Genomic DNA, 15920 nt, shown 5'->3' on the forward strand with positions numbered 1-15920 from the left:
TACGCCCGGAGGCGTGATAACGGTACCGGGGGCAGTTTTTAGCCGGTCGACGCCGATCCGCGAGTATGCGCATAGATACCACGGTTCGCGACGTGATGCACCGGGAGTTCCTCGGGGTCAGCGAGTCGGACACGCTCGCGGACGCGGCCGCGCTGTTGGTCGAGGAGGGAACCGACTGTCTGGTCGTCCTCCGCGGCGGGGAGGCCGTCGGCCGGCTCGCCGCGCGGGACGCGCTCGCGGCCGTCCTCGAGGGCGACGTCGACGACGCGACCGTGGGCTCGGTGATGCGACCGCCGCTGCCGACGGTCGCGCCCGACGACGGGCTCCGGGCCGTCGAGGAGCGGCTGGTCGCGGAGGGGATCGACCGCGTCGTCGTCGCCGCCGACGGGGAGGCGGTCGGGGTCGTCACCGCGCGCGACTCGCTCGCCGCGGGCGCGGCGCGGGACGAGGATCCTCCCGAGGAGCCGACGGGCGCCGCAGACGTGCGGAACGGCGCCCGTCTCGAGACGACTCGGTCGGGAACGGCCGACGCGGCGCGGGGGTCCGAGCGGGCTCGGACCGCCTCCTCGACGGACGCCGCCGGCGCACCGACCCAGGGCGTCTGTGAGGTGTGCGGCGCGCTCGCACCGGACCTCGCGGACGCGAACGGACAGGCCATCTGTCCGAACTGCCGGGAGGTCTGAGCCGACGCGTCGAGCGGCAGGCTCAAAGCACGGAAGGAGGCTACTACGAGTCGTGTCGAAACCCGATGAACCGCGGATCGTCGCGGCGACCGTCGACGACGTCGACGCGATCACGGACCGGTGGGTGGCGCTCGCCCGCGGCCAGCGCCGGCACGGGTCGACGCTGCTCGCGTCGGCGAACCGGGCCGCGGTCAGGGAGTGGGTCGCCCGAAGCGTGGTCACCGGCGAGCTGCTCGTGGCGCGGGACGGCGAAAAGGGCGGCGGGGAGAACGACGGGAACGGCGGCAGGAGCAACGACGGAGCGGACGCCGAGGACCCGATCGTCGGGTTCGTGGCGTTCTCGATAGAGCGCGACGGCTACGAGCGCGACCGGACGCGCGGCGTCGTTAGCAACCTCTTCGTGACGCCGGAGCGCCGCGGCGAGGGGATCGGAACGGCGCTGCTCGCGGCGGCGGAACGCGAGCTGGCGGACGCGGGCGCGGACGCGATCGCGCTGGAGGCGCTCGCGGATAACGAGCGCGCGCGCTCGTTCTACGCGGATCACGGCTACGACCTCCACCGGGTCGAACTCCGCAAGGAGATCGGCGACGGGGAGTGAGTCGTACCGGAGGTCGTTCCGAGACCCGTCCCGGGAGGTTCGCCGAAAGCGACACGCACTCATACGAGCGTCGAGAACGTTCGACCGCGCCAGGGGAGCATGGGTGGTTCATGCACTCGACTTGTAATCGAGACTTCCGGGGTTCAACTCCCTGCCCTGGCTTCCGACCGTCCGACGTCCCGGGCTTCGACCTCTCCGACGACCGCGACTACCGCTCGATCCCGCCCTGCTCTTTGATCCGCATGATGTGGCGGACGTTGAGATAGATCTCCTCGGGCGAGGTCGACTCGGCCGAGTCGTATAGGTCCGACACCCGGTACAGCACCGCCGAGAGCTGCTTGCTCTCCGAGCTGTCGCCCCGCACGTCCTCGGCGACCTCGCGAAGGAACTCCCGAACCTCGTCGTCGGGCGGGAACTCCTCGGCCGCCGCGTCGGTCGCCGAGTCCGGCACGACCGGATCGACGCCGGCGGCCGCGAGCGGGTCCGCGGACCCCTCGTCGCCGTCGGCCGACTCGTCTTCGCGTTCCACCCGTTCGTCCTCCCCGGTCATCGTCCCTCGCCGGCCTCGCGGCGGCGGACGACGCCGGCGTTGTTCGCGACGTTCTCCGTGATCACCCGGAAGGCGTCGGCGGTGTCGCCCTCGCCGAGCACGACGGGCGCGCCGTCGTCGCCGCCGGTCCGCACCGCGGGATCGAGCGGGATCCCGCCGAGGAACGGCAGGTCGTGGTCGGCCGCCATCGCCTTCCCGCCGCCGGAGCCGAATATCTCGTGGAACCCGCCGCAGTCCGGACACCGGAACCCGGCCATGTTCTCCGCGATCCCGAGCACGTTCGTGTCGTGTTTGCCGAACATCCGGAGGCCCTTCACCGCGTCGTCGAGCGCCACGTCCTGTGGCGTGGTGACTATCACCGCGCCCGTCAGCGGCAGCGTCTGGAGGATCGTGAGCTGGGTGTCGCCCGTTCCCGGCGGCAGGTCCATCACGAGGTAGTCGAGCTCGCCCCACTCGACGTCCTCGACGAGCTGGGTGATGATCTTGTGGACCATCGGCCCGCGCCAGATCACGGGGTCGTCCTCGCCGGTGAGGAAGTCCATGCTCATGAGCTTCACGCCGTACCGCTCCGGCGGCACGATCGTCTCGCCGTCCGTCTGCGGCCGCTCCTCCGCCGCGACCATCCGCGGGACGTTCGGGCCGTACACGTCGGCGTCGAAGAGCCCGACCCGCGCGCCGAGCTCCGAGAGCCCCGCCGCGAGGTTCACCGCCACCGTCGACTTCCCGACGCCGCCCTTCCCGGAGGCGACCGCGATCACGTTCTCGACGCCGGGCAACACCTGCTCGGCCGCCGAGAGGTCGTCGGGGATCGACGCCGACAGCTCCACGTCGAGGCCGGTGTCCGCGAGCGCGGCCCGCACGCCGTCGGCGATCGTCGACTCGTGTGGCGAGAACGGGGCACCGAGCGCCAACGAGACGTGAACCGTCCCGGCCTCCTCCTCGAGGTCGACCCCGTTCACCAGCCCGAGCGAGACCACGTCGTCGCCGAGATCGGGGTCCTCGACCTCCCGCAGCCGCTCTCTGACGTCCGCTTCGTTCATGTCCGAGAGGAGGGCGGTGGCGCGAATAAGGGTTCGGTACGGCGATCGGATCGGTCCCCGAAGCGTTTATGTCACGACGGAATACCGTTCACGTATGCACGACGGCTCGGAGTCGACCGCGCCGATCCGGCTCCTCCACGTCGAGGACGACGCCGCCTTCGCCGACCTCACGGCGACGTATCTCGACCGGCTCGCGCCGGCCGTCAGTCACGAACCCGTCCCCACGATCGACGAGGGGCGCGAGCGGTACCGCGAGGCGTCCTTCGACGCGGTCGTCTGTGACTACGACCTCCCCGACGGCACGGGGATCGACTTCCTCGAGCGGGTGCGCGAGGACGACACGGAGCTCCCGTTCGTGCTGTTCACCGGCAAGGGGTCGGAGGAAGTCGCGAGCGAGGCGATCTCCGCGGGCGTCACCGACTACCTCCAGAAGCGCGGCGGCGGCGACCAGTTCGAGGTGCTCGTCAACCGACTCCGGAACGCGGTCGACAGACACCGACTCATGCGACAGGTCGAACGGAGCATCGCCGCCCTGGAGGCGGCAAACGAGCCGATCGGGATCCTCGGTGCCGAGGGTCGGTACCTCTTCGCCAACGAGGCGTACGCCTCGGTGTACGGCCGGTCCTCCGAGGAGGTCGTCGGCCGCCACTGGGAACAGTTCTATCCCGACGACCAGATCGAGCGGTTCACGGAGGAAATCCTCCCGATCGTGACCGAGGAGGGACACTGGACCGGCGAGGCGACCGTCCGCGACGAGGACGATCGGCTGATCCGCGAACGGCTCGTCCTGACGCACACGACCGACGGCGGACACGTGTGTATCATCCGCGGGGCGGAGCCGATCGAGGCGTCGGACGGCGAGTGAGTCGAGTCAGTCGATCCGCGTTCCGACCGCCTCGCCGCGGAGGAACGCCTCCAACCCCGCCGGACCGAAGACCGACGCCGGCGCGTCGAGCGCCAGCAGCTCTCTCACCTTCGCCGCCATGCCGCCGGAGACGTCGGTCGCGTCGCTCGCGCCGAGCGCGTCGGCGACGGACTCGAAGGACTCGATCGAGGGGATCACCGACCCGTCGGCGTCGAGGACGCCGGCGACCGTCGAGCAGACGCCGACCCGATCGGCTCCGAGCCCCGCGGCGAGTTCGACGACGAGTTCGTCGCCGGAGACGACCGTCACGCCCTCGCCGGCGGTGGCGACCCCGTCGCCGTGGAGGACCGGGACGAACCCCTCCCCGAGCAACGTCGCCGTCGAGGAGAGCGGCAGGTCGAGGCTGCCGTCGACGCCTCCGGGTCGCGCCGCGAGCGAGAGCGGGTGAACCGGAACCGCGGGTACGCCCCGGTCGTGAAGCGACGAGAGGACGGCCCGGTTGAGCCGCACCATCGCGCCGTGGACGTCCATGACCGCGTCGGCGTCGTGGGTGCCCTCCGTCGTCGAGACCCCGTGTTCGCTGGCGTGGTGGTGTCCGAAGCTCCCGCCGCCGTGGACGACGACGAGCCGGTCGACCGAGCCGCGGTCGAGGGCAGCTGCGAGCGCGTCGGTGGCGGTCGCGAGCGCCGCGTCGTCGACCGTCTCGGGGCGGTCCTTCTCGGTGATCACGCTCCCGCCGAGTTTGAGCACGACGGGCGGGTCGGCGGCGGGGGCGGACGAGTCGTCGGCGGGGGCGGACGAGTCGTCGCCGTCCGAGCCGCACTCGCCGGCGGTCACGGCTCCACCACCCGGACGCCCTCGGTCGCCAGCTCGGCACGGAAGGCCTCCTCACATCCCTGGGTGTACGAGAGCGCGGTCGGCGTCTCGGCGTCGGAGTCGAGCGCGACGATACAGCCGCCGCCGCCGGCCCCGGTGAGCTTGGCTCCGTGTGCCCCGGCGTCCCGCGCGGCCCACACCATCGCGTCGAGCGAGCGCGCCGAGACGCCGAGCGCGGCCAACAGCCCGTGGTTGAAGTCCATCAGGTCTCCCAGTTCCTCGAGCAGCTCGCGGGAGGGGTCCGCCTCGGGGACCGCCTCCGCCAACAGCTCCTCGCCGTCGCGAACGATGTCGCCGATCGCTCGAACCGTGTCGGCGGCGAATCGGTACTCCTCGCGCAGTTCACGGACGCCGGCGACGAGCGCGCCGGTGTCGCCCGCGCCGCCGTCGAACCCGATCACGAACGGGAGGTTCGGCGCGTCGATCGCCTCGCAGTCGTCGCCCTCGACGCGGACGGCACCGCCCATCGTCGAGCAGAACGTGTCCGCGCGGGAGGCCTGTCCCTCCTGGACCTCGAACTCGGCGCGGTAGGCGCGGTCGGCCAGCTCCTCGCGGTCGAGCGGCTCGCCGAGCGCGCGCGTCGCGGCGTCGATCCCCGCGACGACGACCGCGGCCGACGACCCCAGTCCCGCACCCAGCGGGATCTCGCTCTCGACGGTTATGTCGAAGCCGGCGTCGGGCGCGTCGGCCGCCGAGCGGGCCTGTCGGACCGCGGCGTCGACGTACCCCATCGCGGCCTCGACGAGCGGCGCGGGCGCGTCGATGTCGGGACGGTCACCGGTCCCGCCGGCGTACTCGACGGTGAACCCGTCGAGCGAGAGGTCCTCGGCGGTGACCCGGACGTGGTCGTCCTCCCGCGGCTCGGCGGTCACCCGCGCCCGGCGCTCTATCGCCGCCGGGACCGCGGGCTCGCCGTAGACGACGGCGTGTTCGCCGAAGAGGTACACCTTCCCCGGCGCTTCACAGACGGTCATACGACCCACCTCTCCCCGCGGGTTTACAGGTATTGCGTTTGGCGGGTCGCCGGACCGGGACGCCGTGGAGACGCCGACGAGTCGGCCGTTCCCGTACCTTTTCACCGTCGGCCGTCCTCGTGCGCCCCATGACCCCGATACCGTCGCTTCTCACCGGGTCGCTCGCCGACTTCCTCGACGGCGTGTTCGCCGCGATCCCCCGGGCGCTGTCCGGGTTCGTCTTCCTCGGACTGGCGTACGTCGCCGTCAGGATCGTCCTCGCGCTGGTTCGGACCTCGATCGGGCGGCTGTACGTCGACGACCGTGAACTCGTCGGTGACCTCCTCGTCACCGTGATCGCCGTCTTCCTGTGGTTCGGCGTCGCGCTCACGTTCCTCAAGATCCTCGGCATGGGCGACATCGCGGCGAGTCTGGGCACCGCCGTCGGGTTCATCGCGCTCGGCGTCTCCTACGCGCTCTCGGAGATGATCGAGGACACCGTGGCCGGGATCTACCTGCTGAAGGACCCGGACTTCAACCCCGGCTACCGCGTGGAGGCGAAGGGCGTGACCGGCACCGTCGCCGCCATCGAGCTGCGGAAGACCCGGATCGACACGGACGCCGGCGACCGGATCGTGATGGCCAACCGGGAGATAGAGTCGCGGTGGACGCTCGACGTGCCGGAGTCAGAGACCGGCCCCGAGAGCGACTGAACGCCGGAGCCGTCGCTCGACGGGATAGAGCGGCGGTGAAAAGCGAGTCGAACTCGGATCGAAAGCCGGCTTACAGCTCGTCCTCGAAGTCCTCGAGGGCGAAGACGGTGTCCGTGCCGCGGCGGTCGAGCGTCTCGTTGGCGAGCAGCCAGTAGACGACCGACAGCGCGCGTCGACCCTTGTTGTTCGTCGGGATGACGAGGTCGACGTTCGACAGCTGGTTGTTCGAGTCGCACATCGCGATCACGGGGATGCCGACCGTGATCGCCTCCTTGACGGCCTGGGCGTCGCCGATCGGGTCCGTCACCACGACGACGTCCGGCTCGATGTAGCCGGCGTAGTCGGGGTTGGTGAGGGTTCCGGGGATGAACCGCCCGGTGCGGGCGCGAGCGCCGACCGCGTCGGCGAACTTCTCGGCCGGGAAGCGACCGTACTGCCGCGAAGAGGTGACCAGGATCTGTTCCGGGTCGTAGTTCGCGAGGAAGTCGGCCGCCGTGCGGATCCGGCCGTCCGTCTCGCTCACGTCGAGCACGTAGAGCCCGTCGTCGCGGACGCGGTGGATGAACCGCTCCATGTCGGCCGTCTTCTGTTGGGTCCCGATGTGGACCCCCGCGGAGAGGTAATCCTCGACGGGAATGAGCAGGTCGACGTCGTCGTCGGGCATGACGTCGTCGTCGAACGGCGAGGCCTCCTCCTCGTCCTCGAGGTCCGCCTCGTCGCCCTCGGCGGCCGCCTCGACGTCGTCGGCCGCGGCGGTCGTCTCTTCCGTTCCAGCGTCGGCGGAGGCCTCCTCGGCACCCGCGTCTGCGGTCGATTCCTCGGTCGTGTCGGCCTCCTCCTCGACGTCCGCGTCGACCGCCTCGGTCTCGGCGTCCTCGTCGAGTTCGACCGCGTCGTTGTCTTCACTCATGCGTGTGGGTATCCGTCATACCGCGTCGTCCGCGATGCGGACCAGTTCGTTCAGCTTGGCGGTTCGCTCGCCGCCGACCGTGCCCGTCTTGATGTAGGCGGCGTCGGTCGCCACGGCGAGGTGTGCGATGGTCGTGTCCTCGGTCTCGCCCGAGCGGTGGGAGATGACGCTCTCCATGCCGTTCCGGGTCGCGAGCTCGACCGCGTCGAACGCGTCCGAGAGCGTCCCGATCTGGTTCGGCTTGATCAGGATGCTGTTTCCCGCGCCGACGTCGATCCCCTCGCGGAGCCGCTCGACGTTGGTGACGAATAGGTCGTCGCCGCAGATCAGCGTCCGGTCGCCGACCCGGTCGGTCAGCGCCGCGAACGCCTCGTAGTCGTTCTCGTCGAGCGGGTCCTCGACGTACGCGAGGTCGTACTCCTCGACGAGGCCGGCGACGTACTCGATCTGTTCGTCCGTCGACTTGATCTCCTCGCCGTAGACGTACGCCTCTCGGTCGTCGTCGTACAGCTCGGCCGCTGCCATGTCGAGCCCGAAGCGGATCTCGAAACCGACCTCGTCTTCGACCGTCTCGACGGCCTCCGCGACGACCTCGAACGCCTCCGCGTCCGAGATCGGCGGGGCCCACGCGCCCTCGTCGCCCTTCGCCGCGGGCACGCCGCGCTCGTCGAGCACGTCCGCGACCGCCGCGTGGACCGCGGCGTTCGCGAAGACGGCCTCCGAGACGCTCGGCGCGCCGACCGGTGCGGCGAGGAACTCCTGGATATGAGTCGCCTCCTTGGCGTGTTCGCCGCCGCCGACGACGTTGCCGAGCGGGATCGGGAAGTTGTCGCCGCGGAACGCTCCTCCCAAATGCTGGTACAGCGGCGCACCGAGCACGTCCGCGCCGGCCTTTGCCGCCGCCATCGAGATCGCGACCGCGCTGTTCGCGCCGATCGCGGAGAAGTCGTCGGTGCCGTCGGCCGCGCGCAACGCGGCGTCGACCGACCGCTGGTCGCCGGCGAAAAGCCCCTCGAGCCGCGGAACCGCGCGCTCGCGGGCCTTCGCGATGGACTCCTCGGCGGGGAGCTCGATCGCCTCGAATTCGCCGGTCGACGCGCCGCTCGGCGCTGCCGCGCGACCGAAGCCGCCGGACTCGGTGAGCACGTCCGCCTCGACCGTCGGGTTGCCCCGCGAGTCGAGGATCCGACGGAGCGACACGTTCGTGATCCGGGTCACGCGTCGGCCTCCCTCCGGACCGTGAACGGAAGCGCGCCCGCGTCGTACTCCTCCGCGGCGACGAGGATCGGCTCCGTCTGGTCCGTCTCGATCAGCACGGGTGCCCCGTAGGACACCTGTAGGGCGCGCGCCCCGAGGATCCGCGCCTTCTCGTACCGATTGTATCTCTGTGTTGACATGTATTACTGGTACGGCGAGACGACGTCGACGAGGTCGCGGTGGCTGACCAGCATCCGCCGACAGCAGTGTCGGTTCACGCCGAGGTCGTCGAGCACCTCGCCGGGGTCCTCATCGCCCTCGCGAGCGCGCTCTTTGAATTCCTCCCAGTGTTCACCCACGACGTTGCCGCACGTGAAACACCGGACGGGGATCATCATAACTGGATCACCTCAGCGGTAGGACTTCTGGTAGCGGGCACGCGCGCCGGGTCCGCCCCACTTCTTGGGTTCGGACTGGCGCACGTCGTTGACCAGCAGCGTGCGGTCGAAGCTCATGTACGCGTCGCGCAGCTCCGCGTCGCCGAGGTGCTGGACGAGCCCACGAGCGATGGCGGTCCGCGTCGCGTCAGCCTGACCGCTGAACCCGCCGCCGGTCACGTCGATGTCGATGTCGACGCCGTCGCGGATGTCGTCGCCGGCGATGCGGAACGGCTCCAGCATCTTGAGGCGCGCCTGCTCTGGTTCGACCAGCTCGACCGGCTGGGAGTTGATTCGAACGCGGCCCTCGCCGTCGCGCACCGTGGCGCGGGCGACGGCCGTCTTCTTCTTACCGGAGGTGTTCGTTACCATGTGACGTTAGCTCCCAGGGACTCGGAGACGTCCCCGAGCGTGGTGAACTTGATGTTCGAGAGTCGGTCCAGCGACGTGCCGTCGAGAACGACCGCCTCGGCGTCCTCGTCGCGCTCGTAGGGGTTACCCACGTAGACGCGAACGTTCGAGAGGGCCTCGCGGCCGTCTTCGCTCTTGTACGGCAGCATCCCGCGGATGGCCCGCTTGAAGATGCGGTCCGGACGCTTGGGGTAGTACGGCCCGCTGTCCGAGCCGAGGTTCGCGCGAGTGTGGTAGGTGTCCATCGTCGCCTCCTCGTTGCCGGTGATCACCGCGTGTTCGGCGTTGACCACGGCGACCGTCTCCCCGTCGAGGACGCGCTGTGCGACCTTCGAGGAGACTCGGCCCAGGATACAGTCCCGGGCGTCGACGACGACGTCGGCGTCGACCTTCGCGAGGCTCATCGGATCACCCGGACGTTGCCGCCCTCGGGGTTGTCCTCGACGAACCGGTCGAGCGACACCGCCTCGCCGGCCTGATCGATCTTCGTGCGGGCGGTGCCCGAGAAGTCGACGGCGGCGACGGTGACGTTCTTCTCCAAGACGCCGCTGCCCAGCACCTTGCCGGGGACGACGACCGTCTCGTCTTCGTTTGCGTACCGTTCGATGCGACCCAGATTGACCTCGGCGTGGGTACGCCGCGGCTTCTCCAGTCGGTCGGCGACGTCCTGCCACACGTTGGCACCGGAGTCACGCGAGACCGACTTCAGATCGGCGATGAGGTTCTGTAAGTTCGGATTCGTCTTGCTACTCATAGCTGTCCCTCCCTGTGGGGGGTTCCTGAAAAGCGGAGTGCAGGGAGCAGGATTTGAACCTGCGGACCTCTACAGGACAGCGCCCTGAACGCTGCGCCGTTGGCCTGACTTGGCTATCCCTGCGTGCACTCCTGGGTAATCCGGCTCCCTTCAAACCACTTTCGGTCCCGCCGTTCGGAACCGCGCCGTCGTCGTCGACGGCGTCGCCGCTCGCGAACGGGGCGAGCGCCGTGTGGGTGGTTCGGGGAGTCGACATTCCTTAGACCGCGACCTTCGTTCGAAGTTCGTCCGCGCGCTCCTCGATGGAATCGATCGCGCGGAGCAGCAGTTCCTCGACCGTGAACGAGCCGTCCGTCTCGATGTGGAAGACGAACGCGCCGGGGACGTCCTCGACGCGCACCTCCTTTCCGGGGTACCGCTCCGAGAGGTCGTTACCGAACTCGTCGGTGACGACGACCTCTCCCTCCGGCGTCTCGATGACGCCGCGGAGGACTCGCGGCTCCTCGTCGTCGAACTCGCCGCGGTCGCCCTCGACCGTGACGCGCTGGAGGTGTCTGTAGCCGACGGAGACGCCGCCCTGATGTTTGGCGTGCTCCTTGCCGGCCTCGAGGACCGCGTCGGCCTCGAACTCCAGCCGCTGTCCCTCCTTCAGTTCGACGATGGGCACGTTCTCGTCGGCGGGCTCGACCAGCGGCTCCGCGGACTCGATGTCCCCGGAGTAGGCGGTCGCCGGCCCCTCGACGTCGAGCGCGAGCGTGACGGTGTCGCCGATCTCGAACTCGTCGAGCGGCGTCGTCAGCGGAACGAGCCCTAATCGCAGCCCGATCATCTCGTCGAACATCACGGAGGAGTTCTCGACGAACCGCACCGTGTCGATCGAGAACGTCGGGACGTCGGCGATCATCGCGCGGCGGATGCCGTTCGCGAACGCCGGCGTGAGCCCGCGGATCAGCACCCGCGCGCTGCGATCGTCCCGTTCGACGTACTCCACGTCGAAGTCGGCTTCCGTCATGTCAGACTCGCTTGTTCTTTGGCGCCTTCGTCCCGTCGTGCGGGATCGGCGTGACGTCCTCGATTCGACCGATCTCGACGCCGGCACGCGACAGCGCGCGGATCGTCGCCTGCGCGCCGGGGCCGGTCGACTTGTTGAGGTTGCCGCCGGGGCCGCGCACGCGGACGTGGACGCCCTCCAAGCCGGCCTCCTTGACCCGCTCTGCGACGACCTCGGCCATCTGCATGGCGGCGTACGGCGACGCCTCGTCTCGGTTCTGTTTCACCACGGTGCCGCCGGACGACTTGGCGATCGTCTCGGCGCCCGTCTCGTCGGTGACCGTGATGAGCGTGTTGTTGAACGACGCGTACACGTGGGCAATTCCCCACTTTCCGTCCTCGGATTGGCTCATGTGTTTACTCCTGTGACTCCGCGCGCTCGGGGTGTAGGTCGTCCGCGAGCGGACTCGTCTCGTCGAAGGCGATGGCGCCCTCGTCGCTCACGTCGACCTTCACCGAGGGGCGCGTCACGCGCGCCCCGTCGACGGTGACGTGTCCGTGAACGATGAACTGGCGTGCCTGCTTCGTCGAGGAGGCGAACCCCTGTCGGTACGCCACCGTCTGTAGGCGGCGCTCGAGGAGGTCCGTCACGTCGAGCGACAGGACCGTCGAGATGTCGTCGTTGTCGCCGAGCACGCCGATGCGGCGCAGTCGCGCGACGAACTCCGAGCCCGCCTCCTGGGCGGCGTCGACGTCACCCTGGGCCTCGCCGAGGAGGCGTCGCGCCTCCCGGCGCATGCGACGCAGTTCCGACTGCGCCCGCCAGAGTTCCTCCTTGTTCTTCAGACCGTACCGCGAGAGGAGGTCGGACTCCTCGGCGATCCGCTCGCCCTGGTACGGGTGGTTCGGCGTCTCGTAGCCTTTGGTGTTCTTGCCGGTGCTCATTCCTCGTCACCCGCTTCCTCGTCGGCCATCTCCTCGCGGATCTCCTCGACGTTGACGCCGATGGTCCCCTCGGTCCGGCCCGTGGACTTCGTCCGCTGGCCGCGGACCTTCTGGCCGCGCTTGTGTCGGACGCCCTTGTACGATTCGATCTGCTTCATCCGGTTGATGTCGTGACGCCGCTTCTCGTTGACGTCGGTGCCGACGAGGTGGGTCGTCTCCCCGGTGAAGAAGTCGTTCTGTCGATTGGTCATCCATGACGGGACGTGGTCCTCGAGGTTCTCGGCGACGTCGACCACCGCCTCGATGTCCGCCTCGTCGAGAAGCCCGAACGTGGACGTCCGGTCCACGCCGGCCTCCTCGGCGACCAGCCGCGCCATGCGCGTGCCGATGCCGTTGAGTTCAGATAGGCTTCGCTCGACCGTCTTCGTCCCGTCGAGGTCCGCGCCCCCGATCCGAACGAAGTACTGGAGGTCTTCCTCCTCCTCCGGCGAGTCGTCCTGTGATTCTTCCGTGCTCATGTGTTGATCGCAGTGAGCCCTACCGGCGCGATCCGGCGGTGCTCGGTCGTTTCGAGCGTTGCGGCGGGGATTCGAACCCCGGAGGCAGTGACGCCACAGAGTTAGCAACCCTGCGCCTTGGGCCAGGCTTGGCTACCGCAACTCGCGTCGTATCGTCGCCCTCGCGGACTCGGGGTCCGGTACCCCTGCAGTTCGTGCGTTCGAATGGACCACGCATCGGTACTTAAACGTCACGAAAGCCCGGAGACGTGGCTCTCGTTGACACGGGAGAGTCGGGCACTGGGGAACGCCCACGAGGGTGCCGGCGACGACGGCGATCGCTGCCGCCGCCACCGATTGCCATACCGTTTAGTGATCCGCTGCGATGGGTGTTCCCATGAAGGCCGTCCAGTTCGACGCCCACGGCGCCCGCGACGTGATCGAGTACGGCGAGTTCCCGGATCCCGACCCCGACCGCGGGGAGGTGCTCGTCGACGTCAAGGCCGGCGCGGTGAACCACCTCGACGTCTGGACCCGCCGCGGGCTGCCCGGCGTCGACCTCGACATGCCGCACGTCCCCGGCAGCGACGCCGCGGGCGTCGTCGAAGCGGTCGGCGAGGGCGTCGATCGGTTCGAGCCCGGCGACCGCGTCGCGGTGAGCGCGGGCGTCGCCTGCGGGAGCTGCGAGTTCTGCCGGGACGGCGAGGAGTCGCTCTGCGTCTCCTTTCACATCTTGGGCGAACACGTCCGCGGCGTCCACAGCGAACGGGCGGCGGTGCCCGCCGAGAACCTCGTTCCCGTCCCGTCGGGCGTCGACTGGGAGATCGCCGGCTCGGTCTCGCTCGTCTTCCAGACCGCTTGGCGCATGCTTCACACGCGTGCGGACATCGAGGCTGGCGAGAAGGTGCTCGTTCTCGGCGCGTCCGGGGGTGTCGGCCACGCCGCGGTCCAGATCGCCGACCACGCGGGGTGTGAGGTGTTCGCGACCGCCTCGAGCGAGGAGAAGCTCGCGCACGCCGAGGACTGTGGAGCCGATCACGTCGTCGACTACGAGGCGAACGACTTCGCCGAGGAGGTCGCCGACATAACTGGAAAGCGCGGCGTCGACGTCGTCGTCGACCACGTCGGCGCGGCGACGTACCCCGACTCGCTGAAGTCCATGGCGAAGGGCGGGCGGCTCGTCACCTGCGGGGCGACGACCGGGCCGAACCCGGACGCGGGGCTGAACCGGATCTTCTGGAACCAGCTCTCCGTGATCGGTTCAACGATGGCGACGCCGGGCGAGGTCGACGACGTGCTCGAGCTCGTCTGGGACGGCACCTTCGAGCCGCGGGTCCGCGAGACGCTCCCGATGAGCGAGGCCGCGCGCGCCCACGAGATGATAGAGAACCGTGAGGGCTTTGGCAAAGTGGTCCTGAAACCCGACAGTGAGTTCTGAGACCGACGCGGACGGCAGGTACGTCCACACGCCGGACGAGATCCCGGCCGACGGCGACGCGGAACGCTCCGCGACGGACGCCGAGGCCGCCGCGGACGCGGCCGACGAGACCGCGGAACCGGCCGCCGACGGCTTCGGCCGGAAGGGGTGGGCGCTGACCGCCGTGCTGTTCGCCTGCGTCCTCGTCATTCCCGGAATCATCTACGCGTACCCGTACGCCGCCGGGGCGTTCGGGTTCACCTTCTTCGCGACGTACCTCGCGCTCCCGCTCGTCCCCGCGGTCCTGCTCGGGCTCGTCGCGGTCTGGTCGATGACGGCCGCGACGGAGTAACACGCTATGAACTACCACGCTGCGTCGCGGTCCCGAACGCGAACGATAACCGTTTTGAACGGGCCTGCCGGAGGGTGGATATGTTGATCACCGTCTCCGGCCCGCCGGGAAGCGGGAAGAGCACGAACGCCGCGGGGCTCGCCGAGGCGCTCGGGCTCGACCACGTCTCCGGCGGCGACATCTTCCGGGAGATGGCCGCGGACCGCGGCATGACGCCCGTCGAGTTCAACGAGCACGCCGAGGACGACGGCGACATCGACCGCGACCTCGACCGTCGGCTCCGCGAGATCGCGACGACCCGCGAGGCGGTCGTGCTCGAATCGCGGCTGGCCGGCTGGCTCGCCGGCGAGCACGCCGACCTGCGGTTCTGGTTCGACGCCCCCGTCGCGGTCCGTGCCGAGCGGATCGCCGATCGGGAGGACAAGCCCGTCTCGCAGGCCCGCGAGGAGACGCTTCGCCGCGAGGCCTCCGAGCGGAAGCGGTACCTGGAGTACTACGACGTCGACATCGACGATCTGTCCATCTACGACGCCGCCTACAACACCGCCCGATGGGGACCCGACCGGTTCCTCGACGCGCTCGTCGCCACGGTCGAGGCCTACGACCCCGACGACGACGAGGGGAAAGTCCCGATCGAGGGCGTCTCCTACGACTTCTGAACGGTGCCGAATCCGGAATTCAGGCATACACCACCCGAAATGACCGACGACATCGACACCGACACCGATCCCGGATCCGCCGCCGCCGCGAGCGACGACTCCGCCGCCGCGGGTGACGACCCGATCCGCGCCCCGCCCGGCGAGCGGTCGGTCCCCGAACTGCTCAGGTTCGGCGTCGTCAACGTCGACAAGCCCGCGGGACCCTCCTCCCACCAGCTCTCCGCGTGGGTGCGCGACGCGATCAACGGGACGCTCGCGGTCCTCGATCCCGACGGGCCGCGGATAGACGGCGTCGCCCACGCGGGCACGCTCGATCCCAAGGTCACGGGCTGTCTCCCGACGCTCACCGGAATCGCGACCCGGATGGCACAGGTGTTCCTCGAGGGCCGGAAGGAATACGTCTCGGTGCTGGAGCTCCACGGGCCAGCGCCCGCGGATTTCCGGGATGTCGCCGCGGAGTTCGAGGCGGAGATCTACCAGAAGCCGCCTCGAAAGAGCGCGGTCACCCGCCGGCTGCGGACTCGGACGATCCACGACCTCGACGTGCTCGAACTGGAGGAGCGGCGCGCCCTGCTCCGGATCGGCTGTGAGTCCGGGACGTACGTCCGCAAGCTGTGTCACGACCTCGGGCTCGCCGCCGGCGTCGGCGCGCACATGGGACACCTCCGCCGGACCGCCACGGACCCCTTCGACGACACCGATCTCCACACGCTCGAAGACCTCACGGACGCGCTCGCGTGGGCGGAGGACGGCGACGACGAACTCCTCCGCGAGGTGGTCCGCCCCGCCGAGGAGGCGCTGGTCCACCTCCCGTCGGTGACGGTCGCGCCCTCCGCCGCGCGCAACGTCGCCACCGGGGCCCCCGTCTACGCGCCCGGCGTGATCGACAGCGACCTGGACGCGGCCGACGCCGCGGACACGCCGAACCGCGAAGACCAAACGGAGCCCCCGCTCGTCGCCTGTTACGTGCCGAACGGGACGGCCGTCTGTCTCGGCCGGTTCGTCGGCGATCCGGCCGCCGAGTCGGGGACGGTCGTCGCGCTCGAACGCGTTCTTTTATAGCTCCGCCGGCA

23 protein-coding genes and 3 tRNA genes are annotated in these 15920 nt (G+C 69.7%); 9 read left to right on the top strand and 17 right to left on the bottom strand.

All coding sequences use genetic code 11. The features are described 5' to 3' along the window. Positions 1 to 65 precede the first annotated feature (65 nt). The 3 genes from FN829_RS07545 to FN829_RS07555 all read left to right on the top strand — a co-directional run bounded on the left by FN829_RS07545 (position 66) and on the right by FN829_RS07555 (position 1443). Positions 66 to 683, top strand: a complete 618-nt coding sequence (locus tag FN829_RS07545) for a CBS domain-containing protein (RefSeq protein WP_142986385.1) — start codon at positions 66 to 68, stop codon at positions 681 to 683. Positions 684 to 735: 52 nt separating this feature from the next. After that, the gene (locus FN829_RS07550) at positions 736 to 1281 is read left to right on the top strand and encodes a GNAT family N-acetyltransferase (RefSeq protein WP_142986386.1); all 546 of its coding nucleotides are present in this window, start codon (positions 736 to 738) and stop codon (positions 1279 to 1281) included. An 88-nt stretch (positions 1282 to 1369) separates the two neighbouring features. Continuing rightward, a tRNA-Thr gene (locus FN829_RS07555) sits at positions 1370 to 1443 on the top strand. A 46-nt stretch (positions 1444 to 1489) separates the two neighbouring features. Here FN829_RS07555 and FN829_RS07560 read toward each other — a convergent pair. Together FN829_RS07560 and FN829_RS07565 are read right to left on the bottom strand one after the other, a co-directional pair. Further along, the gene (locus FN829_RS07560; protein ID WP_142986387.1) at positions 1490 to 1831 is read right to left on the bottom strand and encodes a hypothetical protein; all 342 of its coding nucleotides are present in this window, start codon (positions 1829 to 1831) and stop codon (positions 1490 to 1492) included. Next, positions 1828 to 2871 carry an Mrp/NBP35 family ATP-binding protein gene (locus FN829_RS07565; protein WP_142986388.1) on the bottom strand — a complete coding sequence of 348 codons (1044 nt, stop codon included), beginning with the start codon at positions 2869 to 2871 and terminating at the stop codon, positions 1828 to 1830. The genes FN829_RS07560 and FN829_RS07565 overlap by 4 nt, the downstream gene beginning before the upstream one ends. 94 nt (positions 2872 to 2965) lie before the next feature. On the opposite strand from FN829_RS07565, the gene FN829_RS07570 reads away from it, so the two are divergent. Next, positions 2966 to 3736: a response regulator gene (locus FN829_RS07570; protein WP_185955716.1), complete on the top strand. Its 771-nt coding sequence runs from the start codon at positions 2966 to 2968 to the stop codon at positions 3734 to 3736. A 6-nt stretch (positions 3737 to 3742) separates the two neighbouring features. Here FN829_RS07570 and FN829_RS07575 read toward each other — a convergent pair whose 3' ends face one another. Next, the gene (locus tag FN829_RS07575) at positions 3743 to 4486 is read right to left on the bottom strand and encodes an isopentenyl phosphate kinase (protein ID WP_246066474.1); all 744 of its coding nucleotides are present in this window, start codon (positions 4484 to 4486) and stop codon (positions 3743 to 3745) included. An 83-nt stretch (positions 4487 to 4569) separates the two neighbouring features. Then, positions 4570 to 5586 (bottom strand): mevalonate kinase, encoded by a 1017-nt coding sequence (mvk, locus tag FN829_RS07580; protein WP_142986391.1) that lies wholly within the window; start codon positions 5584 to 5586, stop codon positions 4570 to 4572. Positions 5587 to 5714: 128 nt separating this feature from the next. Between mvk and FN829_RS07585 the strand changes: the two genes are divergently transcribed. Further along, complete coding sequence (locus FN829_RS07585) at positions 5715 to 6278, top strand: mechanosensitive ion channel domain-containing protein (protein WP_142986392.1); 564 nt, start codon at positions 5715 to 5717, stop codon at positions 6276 to 6278. 70 nt (positions 6279 to 6348) lie between these two features. Here the strand turns inward: FN829_RS07585 and rpsB are convergent, their stop codons facing one another. The 13 genes from rpsB to FN829_RS07650 form a co-directional block, all read right to left on the bottom strand. Continuing rightward, positions 6349 to 7188, bottom strand: a complete 840-nt coding sequence (gene rpsB, locus FN829_RS07590) for a 30S ribosomal protein S2 (protein ID WP_142986393.1) — start codon at positions 7186 to 7188, stop codon at positions 6349 to 6351. Between the two features lie 15 nt (positions 7189 to 7203). Beyond that, positions 7204 to 8406 carry a phosphopyruvate hydratase gene (eno, locus tag FN829_RS07595; RefSeq protein ID WP_142986394.1) on the bottom strand — a complete coding sequence of 401 codons (1203 nt, stop codon included), beginning with the start codon at positions 8404 to 8406 and terminating at the stop codon, positions 7204 to 7206. Beyond that, the gene (locus FN829_RS07600; RefSeq protein WP_066417411.1) at positions 8403 to 8585 is read right to left on the bottom strand and encodes a DNA-directed RNA polymerase subunit K; all 183 of its coding nucleotides are present in this window, start codon (positions 8583 to 8585) and stop codon (positions 8403 to 8405) included. The genes eno and FN829_RS07600 overlap by 4 nt, the downstream gene beginning before the upstream one ends. Positions 8586 to 8588: 3 nt before the next feature. Next, on the bottom strand, positions 8589 to 8783 hold the full coding sequence (locus FN829_RS07605) for a DNA-directed RNA polymerase subunit N (protein WP_066417409.1): 195 nt from the start codon (positions 8781 to 8783) through the stop codon (positions 8589 to 8591). 12 nt (positions 8784 to 8795) lie between these two features. Then, a complete protein-coding gene (locus tag FN829_RS07610; RefSeq protein WP_142986395.1) occupies positions 8796 to 9194 on the bottom strand; it encodes a 30S ribosomal protein S9 in 399 nt (132 codons plus the stop codon). Beyond that, positions 9188 to 9637: a 50S ribosomal protein L13 gene (locus tag FN829_RS07615; protein WP_142986396.1), complete on the bottom strand. Its 450-nt coding sequence runs from the start codon at positions 9635 to 9637 to the stop codon at positions 9188 to 9190. The genes FN829_RS07610 and FN829_RS07615 overlap by 7 nt, the downstream gene beginning before the upstream one ends. Continuing rightward, a complete protein-coding gene (locus tag FN829_RS07620; protein ID WP_142986397.1) occupies positions 9634 to 9987 on the bottom strand; it encodes a 50S ribosomal protein L18e in 354 nt (117 codons plus the stop codon). The genes FN829_RS07615 and FN829_RS07620 overlap by 4 nt, the downstream gene beginning before the upstream one ends. Positions 9988 to 10025: 38 nt before the next feature. Continuing rightward, positions 10026 to 10110: transfer RNA gene (locus tag FN829_RS07625), tRNA-Leu, on the bottom strand. A 136-nt stretch (positions 10111 to 10246) separates the two neighbouring features. Further along, positions 10247 to 10999, bottom strand: coding sequence for a DNA-directed RNA polymerase subunit D (locus FN829_RS07630; protein WP_142986398.1), 753 nt, complete (start codon positions 10997 to 10999; stop codon positions 10247 to 10249). A 1-nt stretch (position 11000) separates the two neighbouring features. Next, positions 11001 to 11390 carry a 30S ribosomal protein S11 gene (locus FN829_RS07635; RefSeq protein ID WP_142986399.1) on the bottom strand — a complete coding sequence of 130 codons (390 nt, stop codon included), beginning with the start codon at positions 11388 to 11390 and terminating at the stop codon, positions 11001 to 11003. Positions 11391 to 11394: 4 nt separating this feature from the next. Further along, complete coding sequence (locus FN829_RS07640; RefSeq protein ID WP_142986400.1) at positions 11395 to 11922, bottom strand: 30S ribosomal protein S4; 528 nt, start codon at positions 11920 to 11922, stop codon at positions 11395 to 11397. Then, a complete protein-coding gene (locus FN829_RS07645; RefSeq protein ID WP_142986401.1) occupies positions 11919 to 12440 on the bottom strand; it encodes a 30S ribosomal protein S13 in 522 nt (173 codons plus the stop codon). Before FN829_RS07645 ends, FN829_RS07640 begins: the two co-directional genes overlap by 4 nt. A gap of 56 nt (positions 12441 to 12496) precedes the next feature. After that, positions 12497 to 12582, bottom strand: a tRNA-Ser gene (locus FN829_RS07650). A 234-nt stretch (positions 12583 to 12816) separates the two neighbouring features. Between FN829_RS07650 and FN829_RS07655 the strand changes: the two genes are divergently transcribed. The 4 genes from FN829_RS07655 (at position 12817) to FN829_RS07670 (ending at position 15909) form a co-directional block, all read left to right on the top strand. Further along, positions 12817 to 13857, top strand: a complete 1041-nt coding sequence (locus FN829_RS07655) for a zinc-binding dehydrogenase (protein ID WP_142986402.1) — start codon at positions 12817 to 12819, stop codon at positions 13855 to 13857. Continuing rightward, positions 13847 to 14188, top strand: a complete 342-nt coding sequence (locus FN829_RS07660) for a hypothetical protein (RefSeq protein ID WP_142986403.1) — start codon at positions 13847 to 13849, stop codon at positions 14186 to 14188. Before FN829_RS07655 ends, FN829_RS07660 begins: the two co-directional genes overlap by 11 nt. Positions 14189 to 14268: 80 nt before the next feature. After that, positions 14269 to 14847, top strand: a complete 579-nt coding sequence (gene cmk / locus FN829_RS07665; protein ID WP_142986404.1) for a (d)CMP kinase — start codon at positions 14269 to 14271, stop codon at positions 14845 to 14847. Positions 14848 to 14886: 39 nt separating this feature from the next. Beyond that, positions 14887 to 15909, top strand: coding sequence for an RNA-guided pseudouridylation complex pseudouridine synthase subunit Cbf5 (locus tag FN829_RS07670; protein WP_142986405.1), 1023 nt, complete (start codon positions 14887 to 14889; stop codon positions 15907 to 15909). Positions 15910 to 15920 lie beyond the last annotated feature (11 nt).

Source organism: Halorubrum cibi (genome assembly GCF_900182635.1).
GTDB lineage: Archaea > Halobacteriota > Halobacteria > Halobacteriales > Haloferacaceae > Halorubrum > Halorubrum cibi.